General features: G+C 69.8%; 22 protein-coding genes. 18 read left to right on the forward strand and 4 right to left on the reverse strand.

Annotated elements, in window-relative coordinates:
- Window positions 1–87 precede the first annotated feature (87 nt).
- From VGB75_14275 to VGB75_14285, 3 genes are read left to right on the forward strand one after another with little or no spacing between them, the layout of a single operon-like run.
- A complete protein-coding gene (locus VGB75_14275; GenBank protein HEY0168205.1) occupies window positions 88–1,428 on the forward strand; it encodes an FGGY family carbohydrate kinase in 1,341 nt (446 codons plus the stop codon).
- Between the two features lie 3 nt (window positions 1,429–1,431).
- A complete protein-coding gene (locus tag VGB75_14280) occupies window positions 1,432–2,202 on the forward strand; it encodes a DeoR/GlpR family DNA-binding transcription regulator (protein HEY0168206.1) in 771 nt (256 codons plus the stop codon).
- A complete protein-coding gene (locus VGB75_14285) occupies window positions 2,199–3,158 on the forward strand; it encodes a 1-phosphofructokinase family hexose kinase (GenBank protein HEY0168207.1) in 960 nt (319 codons plus the stop codon). The genes VGB75_14280 and VGB75_14285 overlap by 4 nt, the downstream gene beginning before the upstream one ends.
- Window positions 3,159–3,171: 13 nt before the next feature.
- Here VGB75_14285 and VGB75_14290 read toward each other — a convergent pair whose 3' ends face one another.
- Complete coding sequence (locus VGB75_14290; GenBank protein HEY0168208.1) at window positions 3,172–3,792, reverse strand: hypothetical protein; 621 nt, start codon at window positions 3,790–3,792, stop codon at window positions 3,172–3,174.
- Between the two features lie 257 nt (window positions 3,793–4,049).
- Between VGB75_14290 and VGB75_14295 the strand changes: the two genes are divergently transcribed.
- The 14 genes from VGB75_14295 to VGB75_14360 all read left to right on the forward strand — a co-directional run bounded on the left by VGB75_14295 (window position 4,050) and on the right by VGB75_14360 (window position 19,724).
- Window positions 4,050–5,312, forward strand: coding sequence for an AGE family epimerase/isomerase (locus VGB75_14295; GenBank protein ID HEY0168209.1), 1,263 nt, complete (start codon window positions 4,050–4,052; stop codon window positions 5,310–5,312).
- Between the two features lie 45 nt (window positions 5,313–5,357).
- Complete coding sequence (locus tag VGB75_14300) at window positions 5,358–5,966, forward strand: AAA family ATPase (GenBank protein ID HEY0168210.1); 609 nt, start codon at window positions 5,358–5,360, stop codon at window positions 5,964–5,966.
- 182 nt (window positions 5,967–6,148) lie between these two features.
- Entirely contained in the window at window positions 6,149–7,141 is a 993-nt protein-coding gene (locus VGB75_14305; GenBank protein ID HEY0168211.1) for a LacI family DNA-binding transcriptional regulator, read from the forward strand.
- Window positions 7,138–8,559 carry an FGGY family carbohydrate kinase gene (locus VGB75_14310; GenBank protein HEY0168212.1) on the forward strand — a complete coding sequence of 474 codons (1,422 nt, stop codon included), beginning with the start codon at window positions 7,138–7,140 and terminating at the stop codon, window positions 8,557–8,559. The genes VGB75_14305 and VGB75_14310 overlap by 4 nt, the downstream gene beginning before the upstream one ends.
- Window positions 8,560–8,571: 12 nt before the next feature.
- A complete protein-coding gene (locus tag VGB75_14315; GenBank protein ID HEY0168213.1) occupies window positions 8,572–9,492 on the forward strand; it encodes a hypothetical protein in 921 nt (306 codons plus the stop codon).
- Between the two features lie 568 nt (window positions 9,493–10,060).
- Window positions 10,061–11,083 carry a zinc-dependent alcohol dehydrogenase family protein gene (locus tag VGB75_14320; protein HEY0168214.1) on the forward strand — a complete coding sequence of 341 codons (1,023 nt, stop codon included), beginning with the start codon at window positions 10,061–10,063 and terminating at the stop codon, window positions 11,081–11,083.
- 62 nt (window positions 11,084–11,145) lie between these two features.
- Window positions 11,146–12,678, forward strand: a complete 1,533-nt coding sequence (locus VGB75_14325) for an FGGY family carbohydrate kinase (GenBank protein ID HEY0168215.1) — start codon at window positions 11,146–11,148, stop codon at window positions 12,676–12,678.
- Window positions 12,679–12,845: 167 nt separating this feature from the next.
- Window positions 12,846–13,616 carry an ATP-binding cassette domain-containing protein gene (locus tag VGB75_14330; GenBank protein ID HEY0168216.1) on the forward strand — a complete coding sequence of 257 codons (771 nt, stop codon included), beginning with the start codon at window positions 12,846–12,848 and terminating at the stop codon, window positions 13,614–13,616.
- Window positions 13,613–14,698, forward strand: a complete 1,086-nt coding sequence (locus VGB75_14335) for an ABC transporter permease (protein ID HEY0168217.1) — start codon at window positions 13,613–13,615, stop codon at window positions 14,696–14,698. Before VGB75_14330 ends, VGB75_14335 begins: the two co-directional genes overlap by 4 nt.
- 11 nt (window positions 14,699–14,709) lie before the next feature.
- Window positions 14,710–15,771 carry an ABC transporter substrate-binding protein gene (locus tag VGB75_14340; GenBank protein HEY0168218.1) on the forward strand — a complete coding sequence of 354 codons (1,062 nt, stop codon included), beginning with the start codon at window positions 14,710–14,712 and terminating at the stop codon, window positions 15,769–15,771.
- 160 nt (window positions 15,772–15,931) lie between these two features.
- On the forward strand, window positions 15,932–16,981 hold the full coding sequence (locus VGB75_14345) for a LacI family DNA-binding transcriptional regulator (GenBank protein HEY0168219.1): 1,050 nt from the start codon (window positions 15,932–15,934) through the stop codon (window positions 16,979–16,981).
- Window positions 16,982–17,041: 60 nt separating this feature from the next.
- On the forward strand, window positions 17,042–17,776 hold the full coding sequence (locus VGB75_14350) for a glucose 1-dehydrogenase (GenBank protein ID HEY0168220.1): 735 nt from the start codon (window positions 17,042–17,044) through the stop codon (window positions 17,774–17,776).
- A gap of 38 nt (window positions 17,777–17,814) precedes the next feature.
- Window positions 17,815–18,666, forward strand: coding sequence for a fumarylacetoacetate hydrolase family protein (locus VGB75_14355; GenBank protein ID HEY0168221.1), 852 nt, complete (start codon window positions 17,815–17,817; stop codon window positions 18,664–18,666).
- A 23-nt stretch (window positions 18,667–18,689) separates the two neighbouring features.
- Window positions 18,690–19,724 carry a mannonate dehydratase gene (locus tag VGB75_14360; protein ID HEY0168222.1) on the forward strand — a complete coding sequence of 345 codons (1,035 nt, stop codon included), beginning with the start codon at window positions 18,690–18,692 and terminating at the stop codon, window positions 19,722–19,724.
- A gap of 73 nt (window positions 19,725–19,797) precedes the next feature.
- On the opposite strand, the gene VGB75_14365 is transcribed toward VGB75_14360, so the two are convergent.
- Both VGB75_14365 and VGB75_14370 read right to left on the reverse strand, forming a co-directional pair.
- Window positions 19,798–20,559 (reverse strand): SDR family oxidoreductase, encoded by a 762-nt coding sequence (locus VGB75_14365; GenBank protein HEY0168223.1) that lies wholly within the window; start codon window positions 20,557–20,559, stop codon window positions 19,798–19,800.
- Between the two features lie 100 nt (window positions 20,560–20,659).
- Window positions 20,660–21,631, reverse strand: coding sequence for an MBL fold metallo-hydrolase (locus tag VGB75_14370; protein ID HEY0168224.1), 972 nt, complete (start codon window positions 21,629–21,631; stop codon window positions 20,660–20,662).
- A gap of 194 nt (window positions 21,632–21,825) precedes the next feature.
- Here VGB75_14370 and VGB75_14375 point away from each other — a divergent pair, with 194 nt between their 5' ends.
- Entirely contained in the window at window positions 21,826–22,857 is a 1,032-nt protein-coding gene (locus VGB75_14375) for a zinc-binding dehydrogenase (GenBank protein HEY0168225.1), read from the forward strand.
- Here VGB75_14375 and VGB75_14380 read toward each other — a convergent pair.
- Window positions 22,846–24,150: an ADP-ribosylglycohydrolase family protein gene (locus tag VGB75_14380; protein ID HEY0168226.1), complete on the reverse strand. Its 1,305-nt coding sequence runs from the start codon at window positions 24,148–24,150 to the stop codon at window positions 22,846–22,848. The two genes, VGB75_14375 and VGB75_14380, sit on opposite strands and share 12 nt — an antisense overlap.
- Between the last annotated feature and the right edge of the window lie 14 nt (window positions 24,151–24,164).

Below are 24,164 nucleotides of genomic sequence, written 5' to 3' on the forward strand. Positions count from 1 at the left end.
TGACGAGAACGCATCGAAACGCAACGATACCCAAGAATAAGCAACCGGAGCAACGCCGGCGACGGTCAGGCCACAAGGGTGGGCGGCATGGGTTATCTGGTCGGCCTCGATGTGGGCACCACGTCGAGCAAGGCCGTCGTCCTGGACAGCAGCGGCGCTGAGCTGTCGCAAGGCCGTGCCGCGACCTCGTGGCACGCCTCTGCCGCCGGCGTGCAGACCGATGCGGCGGAGGTCCTGGCCTCGGCCAGACTCGCGGTGGCCCAGGCGTTGCGCACGGCCCCCCGGGGTCCGGTCATCGGTGTGGGCGTCGCGAGCATGGGGGAGTCCGGTGTCCTGCTCGACCGCGGCGGCGACCCGGTCGCCCCGGTCATCGCCTGGCATGACAACCGGGACGCCGAGCAAGCGCGGCGCCTGGGCGAGAGGTTCGGGGCCGAGGACTTCGCCCGCCGGACAGGCCTGCCGCTGCGTTGCCAGTGGAGCCTGACAAAGCACCGTTGGCTCATCGACCATCACGCTCCGAGCCGGGACGCTGTGCGGCGCCTGGGCATCGCCGAATGGGTAGTCCGCCAGCTAGGAGGCGAGGAGGTCAGCGAGGCCTCGCTCGCCTCGCGGACAGGGTGGCTGGAGCTGGAGACCCGAGCCTGGTGGCCCGAGGCGCTGGAATGGTCCGGGATGAGGCCATCGCTGCTGCCTCCGCTGGTCACGGCCGGCGCCGCGGTGGGCCGGGTGCCGTCCACGGTGGGCCTGGACGGCTTGACCGGCGCTGTGCTGACGGTCGCCGGCCACGATCACCAGGCCGCCGCCATCGGCGCGCGGGCCGCGGGCGCCGGCGACGTGCTGGACTCATGCGGCACCGCGGAGGCGCTGATCCGGACGGTGCTGCCGGGACTGGGCACGAATGCGGTTCTGGCCCTGACCGAGGCGGGAATCACCGTCGGATGGCACGTGCTGCCCGGGCACTGGTGCCTGCTCGGCGGCACTCAGGGTGGCCTGGTGCTCCAACGGGTCCTGGGCGCTCTCGGCAAGACCGGGTCAGACCTTGCCAGTCTTGACCTTCAGGCCCTCGCCGCTGATCCGGCAGGCGTGCAGATCACCGGTGACGACCCGGTCGGCATAAGCGGCATCACCGAGGGGACCGGGCCGGCGCAGGTGTGGCGCGCGGCTCTGGACGAGGTCACCCGGCGGGCCGGCGTCCTCGACGCGGCCATGACAGCCGTCAGCGGCCGGGGTGAGAAGTTCATCGTGACCGGCGGCTGGGCACGCAGCCAGGCTCTGCTCGAGATCAAGCGGCGTGCGTTCGGGCGGTTGACCCACACCGACGTGCGCGAGGCCGGAGCCCGCGGCGCGGCGATCCTGGCAGGGGTGGCGGCGGGTGTGTACCGCGACGTCAACCACGCGCAGGCGCTCACGCACGCCTCGGGCGCCTGACCGATGACCCGCAGCCCGTACTCGCCGCAACGGCAGCAGGCGATCATCCACGCGCTGCGGACGTCCGGGCGGGTCGACGCGGCAGACATCGCTCGCAGGTTGAAGGTCACGAGCGAGACCGTCCGCAAGGACATCATCCAGCTCGAACGGCAGGGACTGCTGCGCCGGGTGCACGGGGGAGCGGTGCCGATCGGCGACCTGCACTACGAACCGGCGGTCACCACCCGGGTCGACTACGCCGCGGAGAAGGACCGCATCGCCACAGCGGCGTTGGCGCACCTGCCCTCCTCCGGCTCGATCCTCATCGACGCCGGGTCCACGACCACCCGGCTGGCCGCGCTCCTGCCCGATGACCGTGAGCTCACCGTCTTCACCAATGCCCTGCCCATCGCGCTGACCCTGCTGGCCAGGCCGCACCTGACGGTCTTTCCGATCGGTGGCCGGCTGCGCAGCCAGACGCTGGCCACCGTCGGCGACTGGGCGACCCGGATGCTGGGCGAGATCAACGTCGACGTGGCCTTTCTCGGCACGAACGGCATCTCCACCGACCGTGGCCTGACCACGCCCGATCCCGCGGAGGCGGCGGTCAAGCGGCTCATGCCGCAGGCGGCCCAGCGCAGGGTGCTGCTCGCCGATCACAGCAAGGTCGGGCATCTGAGCGTCTGCAAGCACGCCGACCTCGCCGACATCGACCTCTTCATCACCGACACGGGGTTAGCCTCCGACGACCTGGCAGCCCTGCAAGCCACCGGCCTCACCGTGGAGCTGACGTGATCATCACCCTGACTTCCAATCCGAGCGTCGACCGCACCCTGGAGATCGCGTCCCTGACCCCCGGCGGCGTCCACCGTGCCACCGCCGAGCATGAGGAGCCCAGCGGCAAGGGCGTCAACGTCAGCCGTGCCCTGACCAGCAACGGCATCGCGACGCTGGCGATCCTGCCGGTCGGCGGCTCCGCGGGAGCTCAGTTGCAATCGCTGCTGCGCGCCGAACGGGTCGACTTTCACGCGATTGCGATCTCTGAGGCGGTGCGGGTCAACATCTCCCTCACCGAACCCGACGGCCGCGCTACCAAGATCAATGCCAGCGGGCCGGAGCTGAGCGCCGCCGAGCTGAGGAGTCTCACCGACGCCCTGCTGGACCGGGTCCACGACGGCGACTGGGTGGTGGCGTCGGGAAGCCTGCCCCGGGGCGTCAGCGGCGACTATTACGCCACGGTGTGCGGGCTGGTTCACCGAGCCGGCGGGCGCTTGGCCCTCGACGCCAGCGGGCAGCCGTTGCTCGCGGGCCTGAGCGCAGGACCCGACGTGATCAAACCGAACCTGGAAGAGCTGGAGGAAGCGGTCGGCCGTCCCATCCAGACCCTCGGCGACGCGGTCGCCGCCGCTGGGCAGCTGATCGAACGGGGGGCCCGGTCGGCGCTGGTCAGCATGGGCCGCGACGGCGCGCTGCTGGTCGGCGCGGGCCGGGTGCTGCACGCCTGGGCGCAAGCGTCGAACCCGCGCAGCACCATCGGCGCCGGCGACGCGCTGCTGGCTGGTTCCATCGCCGGGGGCGGGGAGGGTGAGACGGCGCTGCGCGAGGCCGTCGCATGGGCTACCGCCGCGGTGGGAGTGCCAGGAAGCCGCGTGCCCGCCGTCACCGAGCGGGACAGGTCGCTCGTGCGGGTCAGCAGCGAGCCCGCGCATGCCCACCGGCTCCATCGTGACGGCGCCGCAACCCTCGGCTGAGCCGGGTGGCGGATCAGGCCTGGAGCAGGAGCCGGTGGGTGCGGATGATCTCCTGCAGGTCCAGCCGGACCATCACTTCCAGACGCTCGGCGGCATCCTCTGACAGAACACCGAACTCCTGCTCGTGCCGCAGGAAGGTGGCTGCCACCAGCATCGTCGCGGTCACGGAGTTCTTGCCGGGCCGGCTGGTCCGAAGCGCCACCACGAACGGCTCCGGAGTGCCGAAGTCCGGCGCTGACAGGCAGGCGTAGCGATAGCCGGTGACTTCGTCGGGCTCGAGGTCGCCGGGGATGATCTGGCGCAGGGTGGCCACGTTGCGCGGATCGGTGAACAGCATCGACGCGCTGACCGGATTGCCCGTGCTCGCGATGCCTGCCGGACCTCCGCGCAGCGCATGGGAGATGGCGCCGAGCTCGGTGACGGTCAGATCCTCGGGAAGCCCCTTCTCGGCCAGCAGGGCCCAGACAGGCTCGGACTCCGACACCGCGCGAAGGACGTCCTCGGCGACGCGTCCCTGGACTCCGATGTCCCGGCGGCGCAGCAGTTCCAGGTCCTCGGGACTGAGTGCCTCACCGGCGAGCCGCATGGCTGCCTTGCGCATCAGTCCGCCGTCGTTGTAACGGCTCAAGCGCACTCGGAGCTCTTGGGTGTCCTCAGGGCCTGGGCCAGGGAACTCCATGACGTCGTCCCGCCTGTCAGCAATGGTCGCGTCCGCCAGCCTACTCGGAGGGGAGGCGGTCGATCCTCGCGCCGGCGTTCCCGGTCAGTGAGCCAAGCCCGGGCGCAGAACGGACTTCTGGTTGGCAGAGATGGACATCAGGCTCGCCGAGGCCGCCGCAGCCGCGCCGGGTCCACGTGTCAGCGAGCGCCGGGCAGGTGCACAGTGTTCCTATGAAGAACACGGTTCCTATCAAGGACACCCAGATCGCGGGACCGAACTGGGCGAGCTTGCCCTCGCACCGCGCATGGCTGGCCGAGGAGTGCGTTCGGCTGCTGGACTTCGCCGCGGCCTCGGCACACCCCGACGGGGGTTTCGCCTGGCTTGACGACAATGGCGTCGCGCTGCTCGATCAGCCTGTGCACACCTACATCACCAGCCGTATGACTCACGTGTTCTCCCTCGGCCAGCTGCTGGGCCTGCCGGGCATGGGCCGGCTCGCCGACCACGGGGTCGCGGCGCTGTCCGGGCGTCTACGCGACGGCGAGCACGGCGGATGGTTCACCGCGGTCGGGCCGCAGGGCCCTACCGCAGGGCAGAAGCGGGCCTATGAGCACGTGTTCGTCGTGCTCGCGGCCTCCAGCGCGGCGGCTGCCGGCCGCGAGGGCGCCGCGCGGTTGCTCACCGACGCCTTGGCGGTGGTGGAGGAGCGGTTCTGGGTCGAAGGGGACGGCCTGCTAGCCGACGAGTGGGACGAGCAGTTCCGAACGCTCGATCCCTATCGAGGGGTCAACGCCAATATGCACGCCGTCGAAGCCTTTCTCGCCGCGGCGGACGTGACGGGTCTGGCGCTGTGGCGGGAACGGGCGCTGCGCATCGTCGAGCGCGTCGTGCACGGCTTCGCCCGCTCGAACAGCTGGAGCCTGCCGGAGCATTTCGACTCCACCTGGCAGGCCCTGCCGGACTACAACACCGCCGATCGCGCTCACCAGTTCCGTCCGTACGGGGTCACCATCGGGCACCTGATGGAGTGGGCTCGCTTGGCGCTGCACCTGCGCGCCGCCCTCGGGCCGGACGCCCCGGACTGGTTGCTCGCCGACGCCGAGTCGCTGTTCCAGGCGGCGGTGCGCCTGGGCTGGTCCGTCGACGGGGCAGAGGGATTCGTCTACACCGTCGACTGGGACGGGACTCCCGTGGTGCGGGACCGGCTGCACTGGGTTCTCACCGAGGCGCTGGGAGCGGCGGCGGCCCTGGGCAGGGTCACCGACGACCCGCGGTACGAGCACTGGTACCGCCTCTGGTGGGATCACGCGGCCGCGCTCTTCCTCGACCGGGTCGGCGGGTCGTGGCGGCATGAGCTGGACCCTCAGAATCGGCCGGCTGCCACCGTCTGGAGCGGAAAGCCCGATGTCTATCACGCCTTGCAGGCCACGATCATCCCGGTGCTGCCGCTGGCGCCCACGTTCGCGACCGCGCTGGCCAGGGGTGAGGAGTGAACGCCGACGCGCCGCGCCCTGCGGCCAGTCGGTGAGGCCGGCGCCGTGAGGCCCCCCGTGATCCTGGTGACCGGAGCCCCTGCGACCGGCAAGAGCACCCTGGCGCTCGCGCTGGCCGCGAGGGTGACCGGCGCGCTGATCGACCAGGACGTGGCCACCGGCGCACTCGTCGAGGTCATCGGCTCGCTCATCGACGTCCACGACCTGGACGACCCACGGCTTGCCGCGCTCACCCGACACGCGCGGTACGAGACGATTGTCCAGCTGGCCGAGGACAACCTGCGCTGCGGGCTGGCCGTCGTGCTGGTGGCCCCGTTCACCACCGAACGGCGTCAGCTCGGCGCGTGGCAGCGACTGCGACACCGGCTGGAGGCAGCCGGGGGAGTGCCGACTCTGGTGTGGCTGCAGCTGGAGCCGCACCAGATCCTCGCGCGGATGCGAGCGCGGGCGGCGCTGCGAGACCTCGACAAGCTCCGCGACGAGCCGGGCCTGCTAGCTCGACTGGACCTCGATCCGCCGGTGGGCCCGCACCTTCGGCTCGACGCCGAGGCGCCGGCCGAGGACTTGGTCGACCTGGTGCTGACGCAGCTCCGCTCCAGCAGCTCCAGTGCTGGCGGGAAGGGGTTTGCCATCGATGGCAGAGGCGTGTCATAGTGATGTCAGCTCTTCTTGCCATCGATGGCACAGGCTGGGAAACCACGGTTGAACCGATCGACGAGAGGTCGATGTCGCTCCATGTCGAATCACCCACCGCAGCGATCCGGGCGGCTTGAGCGCCTGCAGACCGCCGCGGCGCGTCGGCCGGTCGAGGCCGAAGAAGGCGCCGGGGTGACGCAGTGAACGGCAGGACCATCCTGCGCGATGTCGCCGAGGCAGCGGGCGTGAGCCTGCGCACCGCCTCCCGGGTGCTCAACGATGACCACCGGGTGGCTTCGGCCACCAGGCAGCGCGTGCAGCAGGCGATGCGCGAACTCCAATTCCAACCGGACGCGATGGCCCGCTCGCTGCGCGCCGGCACCGACACCACGATCGGCCTGATCGTTGAGTCCGTCGCCGATCCGTTCTTCTCGGCGCTGACCGAGGCAGTCGAGGCGGCCCTCACCGTGGACGGCAAGTCGGTCCTGGTCGCCAGCACCCACCGCGACAGCGCCGCCGAGCGCCGCATCGTCGACCGGATGCTGCAACGGCGGGTCGGCGGCCTGCTGATCTCGCCGACCGGTGACGACCACAGCTGGCTCGCGCACACCCCGGCGCCCGTCGTGTTCGTCGACCGCGCCGCCTACGGCCTGGAGGCTGACCTGGTCGGGATCGATGACCATCGAGCCGCTGTCGAAGCGGTCACTCACCTCATGGCGCACGGCCACCGCCGGATCGCCTTTGTCGGTGACAGCCCTCAGATCACGACCTCCGCGGCACGCTTGGCCGGCTACCGCGATGCCCTTGCCAGCCGAGGGCTGAAGGTCCAGGAGCAGCTGGTCCGCTCCGACTGCGCGACAGCGCCGGACGCCGCGGCGGCGACGGCGGCGTTGCTGGAGCTGGAGAATCCTCCCACCGCTGTCTTCAGCGCCGGCACCCGCTGCTCACTCGGCGTCGTGCCCACCCTGCACGCGCACGGCCGCGCCGACATCGCGCTCGTCGGATTCGGCGACTTCGCCATGGCCGACACGCTGCGACCGGCGATCACCGTGATCGACCACTCCGCACACGCGGTCGGCCGCGCCGCGGCGGCTCGCCTCCTGGCTCGAATCGCCGATCCAGGTCTGCAGGTCGAACACCTCCAGCTACCGGTACGCCTGATCCAACGCGGTTCGGGGGAGCAGCGCCCGTGACAGCTTCCTCCGACGTCTTTCTCGGCCTCGACCTGGGAACCACGACGTCCAAGGCGCTGGTGCGCACCGGCGACCACCGCGACATCGCCCTCGTCGAGGCGCCGACGCCGTGGCGCCGCCACCCCGACGGGCGCACCGAGACCAGCCCGGAAATCCTGCTGGACCTGGCGACTCGGCTGATTCACCAGGCGACCTCCCTCGCCGAGTCCGCCGTCGGGCCGGTTCGCGTTCGGGGCATCGCGGTGGCGGGCCTGGCTGAAAGCGGCGTGCTGCTGGACCCCGCCGGACGCCCGGCGGCTCCCGTCCTCGCGTGGTTCGACCGCCGCGGTCACCAGCAGGTCGATCGGCTCACCGCAGCCAACCCCGGATTCGCCGAGCTGTTCGCCGCCAAAACCGGCCTCCCCTGGGACTGCCAGGCGAGCATCGCCAAACTGATGTGGCTGCGAGACAACGGCCAGAGCATCGGGCCGGGCGCTCGATGGCTCAGCGTCCCCGAGTGGATCGTCCACCAGCTCGGCGGTGACCAGGTCCGCGAGCCGTCGCTGGCATCGCGAACCGGTTTGATCGATCAGAACACCGGCGATCCCTGGCTGGACGGGCTCAGCGCCGCGGGACTGCCCGCGGGGCTGCTGCCGCCAGAGCTGGCCGCGGGACAGTGCGCCGGGCGGCTCCGCCCGGAGCTGGCGCCCATCGGCAGCGCCGGCGCCGCGCAGGCAGCGCTGACCGTGGCCGGCCACGATCACCCCGTCGCAGCCCTCGGCAGCGGCGCTGTCGGGCCCGACGAGCTGTTCAACTCCAGCGGCACAGCCGACGTGGTGGCCCGGTCGCTACCCGGCCGCCTGGACGACCGGCAGCGCGCAGCCGTGGTCGGCTCCGGATGGTCGGCAGGCAGCCACATCCTGCCCGACACGACACTCATCCTCGCCGGCGTGCGCGGTGGGCTGCTGCTGCGCCGCGTCCTGACCTCGCTCGGCGCCGACTCGCCAGAGGGCCGTGCCGCCCTGGACCGGGCAAGCCTGGCCGTGGACTCGTTGCCGCCGGGCCTGGAGGTCTCCGGCGCGGGTCCCACCGGCAACGACGTCGCCATCCGATTCGGCGACGACGCGACCCCCGCGGCGATCTGGGCGGCTGCCACTCGATACACCGCCGCTGAGATCAGAACGCTGTTGGCCAACATCGAACGAGTGGTCGGCCCTCACCGCCGAGGGGTGGCCTCCGGTGGCTGGACGCGAATGGAAAGCGTTCGGGCCGCGAAGGCCTCGGCGATCGACAACCTGCGCTTCTCACCTATCACCCAGCCGGGCGTCACAGGCGCTGCCCTGCTGGCCATGCACGCCGTCTCCGACGGCTCGACCGCGCTCGCCGACTTCATCGTCCAGGCAAGCCGCGACACCGACCCCATCGCACTTCACCACTAAGGAATAGACAAGATGACCACAACGACCACCAAGCCCGTCAAGACCCTCGATGACATCGCGGCGGACAACGGCGTGTTCTCCATCATCGCGATGGATCAGCGAAACACGTTGCGTCGCATGTTCACAGCCGTCGGCCTCGATGCCAGCGACGAAGATCTGCGCACCGCGAAGGCCGACGTCGCCCGCGTGCTCACGCCCGGCGCCAGCGGCATCCTCTTCGATCCCACCTACGGCGTCCCGGCGGTGACGCAGGCCGGCGCGCTCGCGGCGAACTGCGGCTTGCTCGTCGCGGCCGAGCCGTCCGAGCGTCAGACGTTCAACGGCGAGCCCCGGACCCACCGTGATCCGGCGCTGAACGCCCAGTGGGTGCTCGATCAGGGCGGCGACGCCGTGAAGTTCTTCGTGCAACTGCGCGCCGACCGGCCCGCTCCTGCCGCCGGCGCCCCGGACCTGGTCGCCGAGGTCCTGGACGTCTGCCGTGAGGTGATCGCCGACTGCCGCGCCGAGGGCGTGCCGTCGGTGATCGAAAACCTGGTGTACCCGTTGCCCGGTGAGGACCTGAGCGGCAAGGCCCGTGAGAACGCCATCATCGAGTCCGCGCAGGCGCTCAACGAGCTCGACATCGACCTGCTCAAGCTGGAGTACCCGGGCTCTCCGGAAGGGTGCCGCCGGCTGGCGGCCGTCCTTGACCGGCCGTGGGCCGTCCTGTCGGCCGGCGTGCCGTTCGAGGAGTTCAGCGAGGTGCTGAAAGTCGCCTTCGACGACGGTGGCGCTTCGGGCTTCATCGCGGGCCGCTCGGTGTGGCGCGAAGTCCTGCCGCTCACCGGCTCGGCGCGCCAGGAGTTCCTCGAGACCGTGGCGCGACCTCGTCTCGACGCGCTGGTGAGCGTGGCCGCGGGACGGGCCGTGCCGTGGACTGAGGCGCGCCGCTGAGCGTGGCCGCGTCAGGGGCGTCTGGCCCTTTGCCGGGACGTCTGGCCCCTTGCCGGACTGCGTCTGCCTTTGCCGGGACGTCTGTCTTTGCCGGGGCGGTTCGCCCTTGCCGGGGCGGCGGCGCTGCAGGACTGCGTCCTGATCGGCGCTGGTCGGATCGCATCCTGATCGGATTGCGTCCTGACCGGCTAATCGCGAACCTCTAGCGTCACAAAGGTGATTCAGGCGGAGCACCGGTAGGAAACCGTGCCGGTGTGGTCTGAACGCGGCGATCTGACACCGGTGACAGGTGTGCGGCCCAGGCGCTGATGACACCGGTGACAGGTGAATAGCGCAATGTTGTATGACACCGGTGACAACGCCGTTGCCGTGTGCTTTAGTGGTGTGGCACACATCTCGATGACTTGAGGCGCCGGCCGACAGTGCCCGGGCTGCCGCAGGTCGAGGCGAGACCCATGACTCGGCGCGCCCCGGCCGCTTCTGAGGGCGATCCTCCTGCCGCAGCGCACCCTTCACTCCGTCCACCGGTCTCTTCGGGCACCCCGAGAGCCGTGAGAGGAAGACCCGAATGAAAGCCGTCGTGTACGACGCTCCCCGCAGTTATGACATCAAGGAGGTCCCGACACCGACGGCTGGGCCCGGGCAGGTGCGGATCAAGGTGGATCAGGTCGGCGTCTGCGGAACCGATCTGCACATCCACCATGGTGACTTCAACGCGGTCTTCCCCTTGATCCCAGGCCACGAGCTCGTCGGCGTGATCGATGAGCTGGGTGAGGGCGTGACGCGCTTCCGGGTAGGCGAGCAGGTGAGCGTCAATCCCAATGTCTACTGCGGCCACTGCGACTACTGCCTGTCCGGGCGCTTGATCCTGTGCTCCAACGCCAAGGGCTTGGGCAGCAACTATCCCGGCTTCTTCGCCGAGTACGTGGCCGTCTCGCACTTGCTCGTCTTCAGCGTGGAGGGCCTGGACCGTGACACGGCTGTCTTCACCGAGCCTGCCGCCTGCGCGATGCACGGGCTTGAGACCCTTGCCCCGCGCCCGGGGGGCAAGGCGCTGGTCTTCGGCGCCGGGCCCACCGGTCTGCTGCTGGCTCAGCTGATCGCCACTGGCGGCGCGGCGTCGGTGACCGTCGCCGGTCCCACCCAGTTCAAGTTGGACCGCGCTGCGGCGTTGGGCCTGGAGCACCAGGTCCAGATCAAGCGCGACGATCCAGAAAGCATCCTGGCCACCCTGCTGGAAGCCTCCGGAGGCGATGGCTACGACGTCGTGGTGGAAGCCACCGGCTCCACGGTCATCGGCGACGTGTGCGTTCCGCTCACCCGCAACGGCGGCACCGTGCTGGTGTACGGAGTCACCCGCGCGGACGAAGTCGTTCAGTTCCACCCGTTCGACGTCTTCCGCCGTGAGATCACCATCAAGGGGTCCTTCGCCGAGATGACCTCGTTCGGCGCCGCGATAGCCGCTCTGCGAAGCGGCCGGGCGAAGACCGACGGGATCATCACACATCGTTTCAGCTTGGACGACTACGGAAAAGCCCTGGACGCGGTGGCATCGGACCCGTCGGCGCACAAGGTGGTCATCGAGGTCTGACAGCCCACGAGGCCAGGACCGAATCGTCAGTCAGGGGAGGGGGACCAGTGACATCCAGGGCAGTGGCACAGCCTGCGTTGCTGGGCATCGACCTTGGCACCAGCTCGGTCAAGGTGGTCCTCACAGACCTTGAGGGCGCGGTGATGGCAGAGGCGGCCGAAGAGTACCCGGTCCTCAACCAGCAGCCCGGCTGGGCAGAGACCGATCCTGCCGACTGGCTGGCGGCCACCGTGTCGAGCGTGCGGAAGTGCCTGGAGAAGGCTGACGCCGACCCGCAGGCGATAGGGCTGTCGGGACAGATGCATGGCGTGGTGCCGGCAGACGCGGCGGGGCGGCCCGTTCGGCGCGCGATGCTGTGGTCCGACGCGCGAGCCGTCCAGGAGCTGGGCAAGTACGAGAACCTGCCGGACAAGGCGCGGGCCCGCCTTGCCAATCCTCTCACGCCGGGAATGGCCGGCCCGATGCTGGCATGGTTGGCCGCCCACGAGCCCGCCACCCACGCGCGGACGCGGTGGGCGCTGCAACCCAAGGACTGGCTTCGCGCGCAGTTGACCGGCTGCTTCGCGACCGAGCCCAGCGATGCCTCGGCCACGTTGTTGTACGACCTTCATGGTGACGCCTGGGACACCGAGGTCATCGAGTTCCTCGGCCTGGACGCCGCGATCCTGCCTGATGTCCTGTCAGACGCGGGCCAGCGCGCCGGGGAGCTGAGGCCGCACGCGGCCGAGCTCCTCGGGTTAGGCGCCGGCATCCCGGTCGCTGCCGGCGCCGCGGACACCGCGGCGGCCGCCCTCGGGTCAGGGCTGGTCCAACCGGGCACAGCGCAGCTGACCATCGGCACCGGCGCGCAGGTCGTCACGCCCCTCATGGCGCTGCCTGTCGAGTCGAGCGTGGACCCGGTGACCCACCTCTACCGAGCGGCGACCGAGCGCGGCTGGTACGCGATGGCGGCCGTGCTCAACGGCGGTTTGACGCTGGCGTGGGTGCGGCAGGTTCTCGGCATGTCCTGGCAGGAGCTCTACGATGCGGCCCTGGTCGAGCCAGCGGCGGACGATCCGTTCTTCCTGCCGCATCTCAACGGGGAGCGCACCCCGCACATGGACCCAGGCATGCGGGGAGCGTGGACGAATCTGGCTCCGCGCCACGACCGGCAGCGGCTGGCGCGAGCGGCGTTGGAGGGTGTCGCCTTCGCGATCGGCGATGCGGTCAGCTGCCTGCTGGCTCCGGCAGACGGTGTCGATCACCTTCGCCTGGCCGGTGGTGGCAGCAGGCACCCCGCCTGGCGCCAGCTGCTCGCCGATGTCCTGAACTACCCGCTGCACTCGGTCGATGTCGCCGCCGCGTCCGGGCGGGGAGCCGCCGCGCTCGGCGCCAAGGCGGCCGGTCTCGCCGATGAGCCCGCGTTGCTCAAACGGCTGGCCCCGGTGACGAGTTCGGCGGCGCGACCTCAGGCCGGCCGGTCGGACTGGTATGGCGTCCGCCATCAGGCATTCGCGCGCAAACTCCACGCCCTGCGCGCCACCGACCCTGACGCGATGGGACCTGGCGGCGCGGTTGACCACAGCCTTGTCCGGCTTGGCGGGGTGTCGCAGTGAGGAGCCAGGTGGAGCCGGCTCGCCAGTCTGGCGCTCGCGACTCAGGCACGCGTCGAGCTCATCGGGTGCGTTGTGCCCGGAGCCGAAGGCAAGTGACCGATCAGGTGATCCTGGCGGCAGAGATCGAGGGGCGCAAGCCCCCCATGTAGTGAGGTGGTGGTAATACCGTGGTGACACCGATTCTCGAGGCCCGGGGCATCTCCCGGAGCTTCGGACATGTGCGTGCTTTGCAAGACGCCGACTTCGACATCATGCCGGGGGAGGTGGTGGCACTCATCGGTGACAACGGCGCCGGCAAGTCAACGATGGTCAAGGCGTTGACCGGCAACCTCGAACTCGACTCCGGGCAGCTGTTCTTCGACGGTGAGCCGATCAAGATCACCACCCCGCAACAGGCAGCCAACCTGGGTATGGAGGTCGTCTACCAGGACCTCGCGCTGGCGCCGCATCTCAACCCCTTCCAGAACATGTTCCTGGGCCGCGAGATCCCACGGCGGGGACTCCTGGGAAAGCTGGGGTTCATGGACGACAAGGCGATGAAGGCCAAGGCTCAGGCCGGCTTCGCCGACCTGGGGGGCACGGTGCGGTCGCTGACGGCGCCGGTGGGCTCGATGTCCGGCGGGCAGCGCCAGCAGATCGCCATCGTGCGGGCGATCGCGTGGGCCGGCAAGGTCGTCTTCCTCGACGAGCCCACCGCCGCCCTGGGCGTGGTGCAGACCAAGAACGTCCTGGACACCATCAAACGTGTCCGCGACAGGGGTATCGCGGTGGTGCTGATCTCGCACTCGATGCCGCATGTGCTTGAGGTCGCCGATCGGGTCCAGGTGATGCGGCTGGGCACCCGGGTGGCGACGTTGCCCGCGAAGGGCACCACCGTCGAGCAGCTCGTCGGCGCCATGACCGGTGCGCTGGAGTTGGCAGGAAGGGCAAAGTCATGAGCGTTCTCACCACGACGCCTCCCGAGCGGGGAGATGTCGCCGTCCCGGATCCGACCGAGCAGCACCCTTCGGTGGTCAAGCGGATCCTCAGTCTTCAGTCGGTCTGGATCCTCGGTGTCCTGCTCGTCATCGTGGCCTATTTCTCGATAGCCGCGGGCAACAAGTTCCTCTCCACCAGCAACTTCTCGTTGATCTCGCAGAATGTCGCCGTCTGGGCGGTGCTGGGCGTCGGGATGACCTTCATCATCATCACCTCCGGCATCGACCTGTCCATCGGGTCGGTGCTGGTGTTCTCCTCGGTGATCGCGGCCAAGGTGATGGAGCGCGTCGGCGGCGACGGATGGGCGGTGGCCACTATCGGGATCCTCGCAGCGGTCATCGCGGGAACGGCGTGGGGAACGCTGAACGGCGCCTTGGTCGCCAAGTCGAAGATCCCGCCCCTCATCGTGACGCTGGGAACGCTGTCGGTGGCCCTGGGCCTGGCTCAGGTGATCACCAAGGGCATCGACATCCGCGCGGTCCCCATGGCGATGACGGACTTCAACACCTACATCAAGGTGCTCGGCATCCCGTCGCTGCCCTTCGTCGCGCTGATCGTGGTGGTCATCGGCGGGATCATCCTGCACAAGACCAAGTTCGGGCGATACACCTACGCCATCGGGTCCAACGAGGAAGCCGCACGCCGGGTCGGGATCAAGGTCGACCGGCATCTGATCATGATCTACGCCATGTCCGGGCTGCTGGCGGGCTTCGCCTCGTGCCTGTCCCTGGCCCAGTTCGGCACCACCACGATCGCCGGCCAGTCCCTGACCAATCTCAATGTCATCGCCGCGGTGGTGATCGGCGGCACCTCCATCTTCGGCGGTGAGGGATCGATCTTCGGCACTGTGGTGGGCCTGTTCATCCCGGCGGTCCTGCAGGCCGGCTTCGTCATCATCGGTGTCGAGGCCTTCTGGCAGGGCGTCGCCGTCGGCACGGTGCTCGTGGCGGCCGTCTACGTCGACCAGTCCCGGCGCAGGGCAGCCCTGCGCGGCGCCGGACGCAAGAACCCGATTCTCGCCCTACTGACCCGGACCAAGTAGAAGGAGCAGCTGTGACCTCGTCCAGAATTCCTAGGATCACGATCGGCCTGGCGTGCCTGGCCTTGCCGCTGGCTGCCTGCACGAACTCCAAGCCTGCTCCGACCGTCACGGTCACGGCCGGCGCGGCGGGCGGCTCGAGTTCAGCCGGCGCCGCCCAGGCGACGGCGACGTCGGTGACCGCGCCTGCCAAGGCCAGCAAGAATTACAACCTGACCTTCATCCAGGGCGTCGCCGGTGACGAGTTCTACATCACCATGCAATGCGGCATCCAGGCCGAGGCAAGCAAGCTGGGCGTGTCGGTGAGGGTCCAGGGCCCGCAGAAGTTCGACCCCACCCTCCAGAGGCCGATCGTGGACTCCGTCGTCTCCTCCAAGCCGGACGCGATCCTGATCGCGCCGACCGACGTCAGCGCGATGCAAGCGCCCTTGCAGTCGGCGGCGCAGGCCGGCATCGACGTGGTGCTGGTCGACACCACGGTGAAGGACCCGTCCTTCGCCACCTCGCAGATCGCCTCGGACAACATCGGCGGCGGCAAGGCGGCGTTCGAGGCCATCAAGACGCTGGCGCCCGAGGGCGGCAAGGTGATGATCATGTCGGTCGATCCCGGCATCTCCACCACCGACGCGCGCGCGAAGGGATTCGAGGACGCGGTCAAGGCTGACTCCAAGTACCAGTACCTCGGCATCCAGTACTCGCACAATGACCCTGCCACCGCGTCCAACCTGATCAGCTCCGCGCTGCAGAAGGACCCTGACATCGTCGGGGTGTTCGCCGCCAACCTGTTCTCCGCCGAGGGAACGGCGACCGGTGTGCGGCAGGCCGGCAAGCAGAACCAGGTCAGGATCGTGGGCTTCGACGCGGGCCCGAACCAGGTCAAGGCGCTCAGGGACGGAACCGTGCAGGCTCTGGTCGCCCAGCAGCCGGCCGCGATCGGCCAGTACGGCGTCGACGCCGCGGTCGCCAAGCTGGAGGGCCAGCAGCCGCCCGCGAAGGTCCAGACCGGCTTCACCGTCATCACCAAGGACAACGTCGACGGCGAGGGTGCGCAGGCCATCTACAAGTCCGACTGCTGACCCGCCGGGGGGACCGGGCCTCTACCCGGTCCCCCCGCTGGCTCGGCCCGCCACGATCCCGGCGTTCGGGCGACCGCCTGCGGCGTCAGTAAGCTGGCCGAGGTGCGCGAGAGGTTCGTTAAGGACAAGGCTCGCGGATGAGACGTCGGGGAGGTATGCGATGACAACGATGCGCGATGTGGCTCTGCGCTGCGGAGTGAGTGTCAAGACGGTGTCTCGCGTCTTCAACGAAGACCCCTACGTCAGCGCCGAAACCCGGGAGCGGGTGCTGCGGGCGATGCGCGAGTCGAACTACGTGCCGAACCTGCTCGCTCGCACGTTTCGCAGCGGACGTGACACGGCGATCGCCATCGCGGTGCCCGACCTGTCCGATCCCTTCTTCGCCACCCTGACGCATGCCGTGGAGCAGGTGGCCCACCAGAGGGGCGTCGCGGTGGTGATCGCGAGCATGGGTTATGAGCCCGAGGACGAGCAGCCGGCGATGGAGGCGTTGCTTCACCGCATGGTCGTCGGCGCGATCGCCACCCCCATCTCAGACGACCAGTCCTATCTCAAACGCTGGCAGCACAAGACACCCCTCGTCTTCGTCGATCGGACCCCCACGGGAATCGTGGCCGACAGCATCGTCTCCGACGATCATGGCGGCGGTGTGGCCGCCACGCGGCATCTGCTCGCTCACGGGCACACGAGCCTCGCCTTCGTCGGTGACACCCTGAACGTGCAAACCACCCGGCGCCGGCTGCAGGCCTACCAGTCCGTCCTGCTCGGCGCCGGCATGAGCGAGTCTGCGAACTCGGTCGTGCTCGGGGGCACGTCGAGTTCTGAGATGGCTCGTTCCTTCGTGGCGTTCCTGCGGGAGTCCCACGAGCCCACGGCGATCTTCTCCTCCAACGCGCGGTGCACGATCGGGCTCATACCGGTGCTGCAAAGCCTCGGGCGTAGCGACATGGCACTCGTGGGCTTCGGGGACTTCCCGCTTTCGGGCAGCGTCAAGCCGGCTATCTCGTTCATCGAGCAGGACCCGGTCAGGCTCGGTCGCGCGGCGGCGCTTCGATTGTTCCAGCGGCTTGACACCCCCAACCGGCGACTGAAGCGACAGGTCATGCTGGACGTCGAGTTGGTCGCCTGCGGCTCCGGCGAGCAGCCACCGGCTCGACGGTCGGCCAAGGCAAGGCGCCGGTACACCGCGGTCGACCTCGAGCCGGCGTAGTGCCTGCCGGCGCGAGGGTGTCCTACAGTCGAGATGTGACCACTTCACAGGGCGGTTGAGATGAGCCGGTTCGACGGTCGCAGCGTGCTGGTGACAGGGGCGGGTTCGGGCATCGGCTGGGAGATGGCCGCCGCGTTCCTGGCTGAAGGCGCGACGGTGTACGCCGCCGACATCGCACCCGCCGGCTGCCCGGACGGCACGAACGCCGTGCCGCTCGACGTCAGCGACGAGGCGGCGTTCGGCAGCATCGTCCAGCGCATTCTCAGCGACACCGGCAGGCTTGACGTGCTGTGCAACAACGCCGGCGTCGGCTCCACGGCCGACCCGTTGACCTGCACCGTCGAGGAATGGGATCGGGTGTTCGCCGTCAACGCCCGGGGCGCCTTTCTGGGCATCCGGCAGGCGCTGCCGCCCATGCTGGCCCAGGGCAGCGGCGCGATCGTGAACACGGCGTCGGTGGCCGGCCTCGTCGGGCTGCGCGATCGCACTGCCTACTGCGCCAGCAAGGGGGCGGTCATCGCGCTCACCAGGCAGGTGGCCATCCAGTACGCCGGCACCGGCGTCCGGTGCAACTGCATCTGCCCCGGCACCGTCGACTCGCCGTGGGTCGGGCGACTGCTGGACCAGGCGCCGGACCCCTCCCAGGCACGGCAGGCGCTGATCGACCGCCAACCCATGGGCCGGCTGGGACAGCCGCGGGAGGTGGCGCTGGCGGCCCTGTACCTCGCCTGCGATGACGCCGCTTTCATCACCGGAACCGAACTGGTCATCGACGGCGGCCTCCTCGCCGGTTGAGCGGGGGGCTGGGGCGCCGATCATCGAAGGAGGCGGACATGCGGCTGATGCGGGTCGGCGAGCCCGGCATGGAGCGCCCGGTGCTGCTCGGCGCCAACGGCGTGCACCGAGACCTCAGCGGGGTGACCGGCGACATCGACGGGCAATTCCTCAGCGACGGCGGCCTGGACCGGGTCCGGCAGGCGCTGGAGCGCGGGGACCTGCCAGAGATCGACGTGGCAGGCCAGCGGATCGGCGCCCCGGTCGCCCGGCCGTCGGTGGTGTTGTGCATCGGGATGAACTACGCCGCGCATGCCGCCGAGTCCGGCTCGCCGCCTCCCGACGTGCCGGTGATGTTCTACAAGGCTCCCAACACCGTCGTCGGGCCCGACGACGACGTCCTCATCCCTCGGGGGTCTGCCAAGACCGACTGGGAGGTCGAGCTGGCGGTGATCATCGGCCGCCGAGCGCGCTACCTCGACTCACCCGCGCAGGCGCTGCGTTTCGTGGCCGGATACGCCATCAGCAACGATGTCTCCGAGCGTGGGTTCCAGCTGGAGAGCAGCGGAGGCCAATGGTCGAAAGGCAAAAGCTGCGAGACCTTCAATCCGCTGGGGCCGTGGCTGGTCACGGCCGAGGAGATAGCCGATCCGCAGTCGCTTGGGCTGCGCTCCTGGGTGAATGGGGACCCGCGGCAGGACTCGACCACGGCCGACATGGTGTTCAGCGTCGCGGAGTTGATCTGGCAGCTGAGCCAGGTCACGGTGCTCGAGCCCGGCGACGTCCTCAACACCGGCACACCGGCGGGAGTGGCGCTGTCCGGGAGGTTTGCCTACCTGAGTCCGGGTGACGTCGTGCGGCTTCGGATCGATGGGCTCGGCAGCCAGACCCAGCGCCTGCGGTCGGCCTGACCGGCACGAAAGGGTAGACAATCATGGGCATTCGCCTCTCACTCGGGCACATCGACTCCTACGACGACGCGGTGGCGGCCTTCGCCCACCAACTGGGACTGCCCAGCGTGCAGCTGCACACGCCGACCGCGCTGCCGGGTGCGGACGGTCACTGGAGCCTCGGCGAGCTGCAGGCCTTACGCGATCGGTGCGACCGCGACGGCCTGACCATCGACGGCCTGGAGAACGTGCCGGCGGCGCACTTCTTCAAGATCCAGCGCGGCCTGGCGGGACGGGACGAGCAGATCGAGAACTATCACCGGACCATCCGCAACATGGCCCGGGTGGGCATCGACCTGCTCGGGTACAACTTCATCGCCACCTACGTGTGGCGCACCGAGATGGGCGCATCCGGTCGCGGCGGCGCCAAGGTCACCGGGTTCGACCTGGCACGTGCCGGCGAGGGCAACGCGCTGGCCTCCTACAAGCTGACGCCCGACGAGCCGATCACCGAGCCGATCACCGCCGAGCAGATGTGGGACAACTACCAGTACTTCCTGGACGCGGTGCTTCCGGTGGCCGAAGAGGTCGGCGTTCGGCTTGCCCTGCACCCTGACGACCCGCCGGTGGACCAGCCGCTGGGGCAGGCGGCGCGGATCTTCACCTCGTCGGCGGCCATCGCCGAGGGCTACCGGCGTGCCAACGGCAGTCCTGCCTGGGGGCTGAACTTCTGCCTCGGCACCGTCTCGGAGATGGCGGGGGAGGACTCGGTCAACGAGGTGATCGACCAGTTGGGAGCGCTGGGCCGGATCTTCTACGTCCACTTCCGCGACGTGCGGGGCACCGTCCCGCGGTTCACCGAATGCTTTCTGGGCGAGGGCAACCTCAATCCCGCGCGGGTCATCCGCCGGTTGCACGCCGTGGGTTTCGACGGGTTCTTGATCGATGACCACGTGCCGGCGATGATCGGGGACTTGGACACCTGGGGTGACACCTCCTCCGAGGCGTACTGCAGTCGCGGCCGGGCGCATGCGATCGGTTATCTGCAGGGGGTGCTCAACGCGCTGGGACTGGACTGAGGCAGGCCGCGGGCGTCAGTAGGAGGCCAGCAGGTCGCGGGCGCGTCAGTAGGAGCCCAGCAGGTCGCGGGCGTCAGTAGGAGGCCAGCAGGCCGCCGTCGACGACCCAGGTGGCGCCGGTGACGAACGAGGCGCCTTCAGAGAGCAGGAAGGCAACCACGCTGGCGACCTCCTCCGGCCGGCCGATCCGCTTGAGCGCGTGCATGTCCGCCCAGGCACGCAGTGCCTCGCCGGCGTCGTGCGGCGTCAGCTCCGCCGCGTTCTGCCGCACCAGCGGGGTGTCGATGGTTCCCGGAGCGACGGCGTTGACCCGGATGCCCTGCTCGGCATGGTCCAGCGCCATGGCGCGCACCAGGCCCAGGGCGCCCGCCTTCGCCGCCGCATAGGCGGCCACCGACTTCTGGGTCGCCATGCCCTGGACCGATGACACGACGACGATCGCGCCACCGCCTGCTTCAGCCATCAGCGGGATGGCGGCTTGAGCGGCGAGGTAGGCGCCCTTGAGGTTCACCGCCTGCGTGAGATCCCAGGTGCTCTCGTCGGTGGTGAGGACCGAGCCGTGCCGTTCGATGCCGGCCGAGTACACCAGCGCGCCGAGTGGGGCGCGCTGGTGCGCCTGCGACATCAGCCGGGAGAGATCCTGCGCGGAGGTCGCGTCCGCCTCCAGCCGCAGGATCCGGTCTGCCGCTGGGTCTGCCGCCGGGTCAGCCGCCTCATCCGCGAAGGCGATGTCACCGACGCTGACCAGCCATCCCTGCTCGTCCAGCAGTTCGGCGCAGGCCTTGCCGATTCCCGAGCCGCCGCCGAGGACCACCGCGGATCGGTTGCCGTCCATCGCACCTGCCTCGCTGGAGCCGAACCCGGCGGCCGGACCCGAGGGCCGGCCATGGGCGTCGCAACCGGGGAATCACTGATCCGCACTGGGTGATCCTGACCTACAGAGGCGATGCCGCCGGTCGACCATCTGATCGTAACGCCACGTACAGGTCGGGCCCCACACACCGTGCGCGCCCTGCGGCGACCGCCTCGCGCAGATGCGCCTGCACCATCGCAAGCCCGCGGAACTCCTCGATCCGACCCATCTGGGCGCACGTGCGCCGCCACACCTCGGTCAGCGACCGCGGTGTGGCGTCCAGGGCGCCCTCCACCGTGTCGGTGACCTGATCGAGGTAGCGCTCGACCTCGATGAGCAGGTCGAGGAACTCGGCTGCCGTTCGACTGGCGTAGTGCGCCAGGCACACCAGCCGCACGCCCTCGTCCAGGGTCAGCGCCCGTAGCCGGCGCAGGGAGCGGCGCAGCTGCAGTGGCAGCAGGTGCCCGTGGAAGAAGCTCCACGACGTGCCGGTCACGATGTCGCCGAGCAGCAGCGTGCGCGAGGACCGCTCCAGCCAGCCGAGCTCGCCCTCGACGTGGCCGGGTAGCCGCACCGCTTCCAGCACCACTGGACCGCCCAGACGCACGGCGCCTCCGTCGGTGATCGTCACGTCGACGTGGCAGGGCCTGCCGAAGGTCGGGGCCAACTCGGCTCGCAATTGGGGGGAGTCGGCGATGATGTCCGGACGATGCAGGGCGAACTCCCGCAAGTTGACCTCGAGATCCTCGATCCAGCGCACCGCTGCCGGGTCGGCCACGACGCGAGCGCCAGTGCGCGCGCGCAACTCGGCGAAAGCGCCGATGTGGTCGTGATGGGCGTGGGTGTTGAGCAGGAAACGCAGGTCGTCCTCGCCCACACCGGCCGCCGCCATCAGCCGCTCGATCCAGGGCAGGCTGAACGGCAGGCCGCCGTCCACCAGCGCCGCACCCTCTGGACCCACGACCAGATGCAGGTAGAGCGGCACCTCCTCGCTCAACTGCTGCCGGATCTGCCACACGCCGGGAACGAGCTCGACAGGGTCATCGCAGGCCATCTGCCTATCATCACCGCCGCTGGCCAGGAGCGGCCACTGAGCTGCTCGTGACCGCGCCCTCCCTGAGCCGGGCAGCCCGTCCGTCAGGCGACGGCGCCCGATCCAGACACCGCTATTCCCACCGGAGCGACAAGACAGCAGCATGTAGGTCATCGCTGCCGTCGCTAGACCTCAGACCAGATCGGAATCCACGCATGCGCGGTGTATTTCTGCCAGGCGACTCCACCGTCGACCTCCGAGAGCTGCCCGACCCCGAGCCCGGACCCGGGCAGGTGCTGCTGGCCATGCGCGCCTCGACCATCTGCGGCTCCGATATCCGGGCCATCTACCGCGAGCACGTCCAGGGTGACCCAGCCGAGATGTACCAGGGCGTGGTCGCCGGCCACGAGCCCGCCGGCGAGGTCGTGGCCCTCGGCCCGGGCGCGATCCGCCTGCGGGTCGGAGACCGGGTCTGCGTCTACCACATCAGCGGTTGCGGCCAGTGCGACGACTGCGTCCGGGGCTACCAGATCAGCTGCACCTCACCCCAACGCGCCGCCTACGGGTGGCAGCGCGACGGCGGTCACGCCGACCTGATCCTGGCCCAGGAGCGAGACTGCGTCGTCCTTCCCGACTTCGTCACCTACCTCGACGGCGCCTGCGTGGCCTGCGGCTTCGGCACGGCCTACGAGGGCCTGATACGCGCTCAGGTCAGCGGGCGGGACGCCCTGGCCGTGGTCGGTCTCGGACCCGTCGGGCTGGCCGCGGGGTTACTGGGCGGCAAGCTGGGCGCCGTCCCCAGGGTGGGCCTTGATCCCAGCCCGGAGCGTCGGGAGCTGGCCGTCCGGCTCGGCGCGGTCGATGCGGCCTTCGCCCCTGACGAGGTCGACGCCGCCCGTGCCGCAGTCGACGGCGGGGCGCACGTGGCCATCGACTGCTCGGGCAGCGAGTCCGGCCGCGGCGCCGCGATCGCCCTGGTCCGCGAGCGTGGGCGGGTCGTCCTCGTGGGCGAGGGCAACGGCCTGCGGGTGCCCGAGGTGAGCCCCACCCTGATCCACCCCTCGATCACCATCCTGGGCTCCTGGGTCACCAGTCTCGAGCACATGCGCGAACTGGTCTCCCGCCTGCCCGTCTGGAACCTGCACCCCGAGGTGATCGTCTCCGACACGTTCGCAATCGCCGAGGCCGGCGCGGCCTACCAGCTGGCCGACGCCGGCCGTTCGGGCAAGATCGCCCTAGTTCCGTAGCTCACTGCGCGCAAGACGGAGTGTGCGTGCGGCGAGCTCGTCGATGCTGATGCCGTCGAAGCCATGCACCGCGCTGCGGACCCGCACGTGTGTTGTGCCGACGAGCTCGGCGGGGACGGCGTCGGCCGAGTGCAAGGCCCCGAAGACACTGCCCACGGTCGCACCGTTGGAGTCGGTGTCACGTCCGCCCGAGATGGTGATCCCGAGGGCGTCGAGGAAGTCGGCGCCCCACAGCAGTCCGATGGCGATGAGGGCGGCGTTGTTGACGGTGTGCACCCAGGGGTAGAAGCCGAGTGCCTCATCGACCCAGTCGAGCGCGGCGGTGTGACTTGCGCCGTCGCGGTGCATCGCCAGAACGGCGTCGAGCGCCTGCGCCAGGCGCGACCGGGGCGGCAGCACCGCGTGGGCGAGCGTGAGCGCTTCGCGGGCGCTCGACACCGCCAGTGCTGACGCGACGAGCGCGGCTGCCCACATCTCACCGTATTTGCCGTTCGCGGTGTGGCTCAGGCGGGCGTCCACGAGCGCCATGCCTGCGGCTGCGGCTGGATCGCCTGGAGACACGTAGCCGTAGGCGTCGCCGCGGATGAGCGCGCCGATCCATTCCCGATAGGGATTGTTGTGCGTCGCCGTCGCGGGCGGACGAAGCCCGTGGATCAGGTTGCGGTACGCCGCCCGCTCGGCGGTGTGGGTCTGCGTGAACGGCACGCAGTCCAGCCAGGCGGCTGCCATCTGCTCGGTGGTGAACTCGCGGCCGTGCACCTCGAGGACGTGCAGGGCCAGGATCGTCCAGTCGAGGTCGTCGTCGCGTGGGACGTCGACGAACTGGCCGGCGCATGCCTCCGGCGCACAGGGATGCAGTGCGGGCACTCCCGCGGGTAGCGGGTCGAGCAGCGGGAGGTAGCCCCGTAGCGGCCAATGGCCCGCAGCTCGCAGGTAGGTCTCCACCTGCGAGCGCGTCAGGCCCTCGATGGGCTTTCCCAATGTGTTCCCGACCGCCCTGCCAAGCCACGCCCCGCGCAATCGGCCGGGCAGCTCCTCCGCCGTGAAGGCGACAGACCGGGCGCTGCCGGCGATCTGCAGTAAAGCTCGGTCGTCCTCGGGCTCTTCGTAGCCCCAGTCCGCTGCGCGCTGCAGCTCGCCCAAGCGCGTGGACACCGCTGCCAAGCGGGGAAAGTCCTTCGCGGTCGCCGCGTCGCGCGCGTCAGATCGCAGGGCGCCCAGGGGATAGCCGCTGTGCGCGAGCTGCTCGGCCTCGTCGGGGATCAGGTCGCAAGGATCGAGTACGTCGTGCACTGACCATCCTGACG

Source organism: Jatrophihabitans sp., from assembly GCA_036399055.1.
Taxonomy (GTDB): Bacteria; Actinomycetota; Actinomycetes; order Mycobacteriales; family Jatrophihabitantaceae; genus Jatrophihabitans_A.

Coding starts and splice junctions, on each gene's coding strand:
- VGB75_14295 (HEY0168209.1), top strand. CDS start 4,050: ATGAAGAACACGGTTCCTATCAAGGACACCCAGATCGCGGGACCGAAC.
- VGB75_14345 (HEY0168219.1), top strand. CDS start 15,932: ATGACAACGATGCGCGATGTGGCTCTGCGCTGCGGAGTGAGTGTCAAG.
- VGB75_14350 (HEY0168220.1), top strand. CDS start 17,042: ATGAGCCGGTTCGACGGTCGCAGCGTGCTGGTGACAGGGGCGGGTTCG.
- VGB75_14360 (HEY0168222.1), top strand. CDS start 18,690: ATGGGCATTCGCCTCTCACTCGGGCACATCGACTCCTACGACGACGCG.
- VGB75_14315 (HEY0168213.1), top strand. CDS start 8,572: ATGACCACAACGACCACCAAGCCCGTCAAGACCCTCGATGACATCGCG.
- VGB75_14275 (HEY0168205.1), top strand. CDS start 88: ATGGGTTATCTGGTCGGCCTCGATGTGGGCACCACGTCGAGCAAGGCC.
- VGB75_14335 (HEY0168217.1), top strand. CDS start 13,613: ATGAGCGTTCTCACCACGACGCCTCCCGAGCGGGGAGATGTCGCCGTC.
- VGB75_14375 (HEY0168225.1), top strand. CDS start 21,826: ATGCGCGGTGTATTTCTGCCAGGCGACTCCACCGTCGACCTCCGAGAG.
- VGB75_14365 (HEY0168223.1), bottom strand. CDS start 20,559: ATGGACGGCAACCGATCCGCGGTGGTCCTCGGCGGCGGCTCGGGAATC.
- VGB75_14355 (HEY0168221.1), top strand. CDS start 17,815: ATGCGGCTGATGCGGGTCGGCGAGCCCGGCATGGAGCGCCCGGTGCTG.
- VGB75_14370 (HEY0168224.1), bottom strand. CDS start 21,631: ATGGCCTGCGATGACCCTGTCGAGCTCGTTCCCGGCGTGTGGCAGATC.
- VGB75_14280 (HEY0168206.1), top strand. CDS start 1,432: ATGACCCGCAGCCCGTACTCGCCGCAACGGCAGCAGGCGATCATCCAC.
- VGB75_14320 (HEY0168214.1), top strand. CDS start 10,061: ATGAAAGCCGTCGTGTACGACGCTCCCCGCAGTTATGACATCAAGGAG.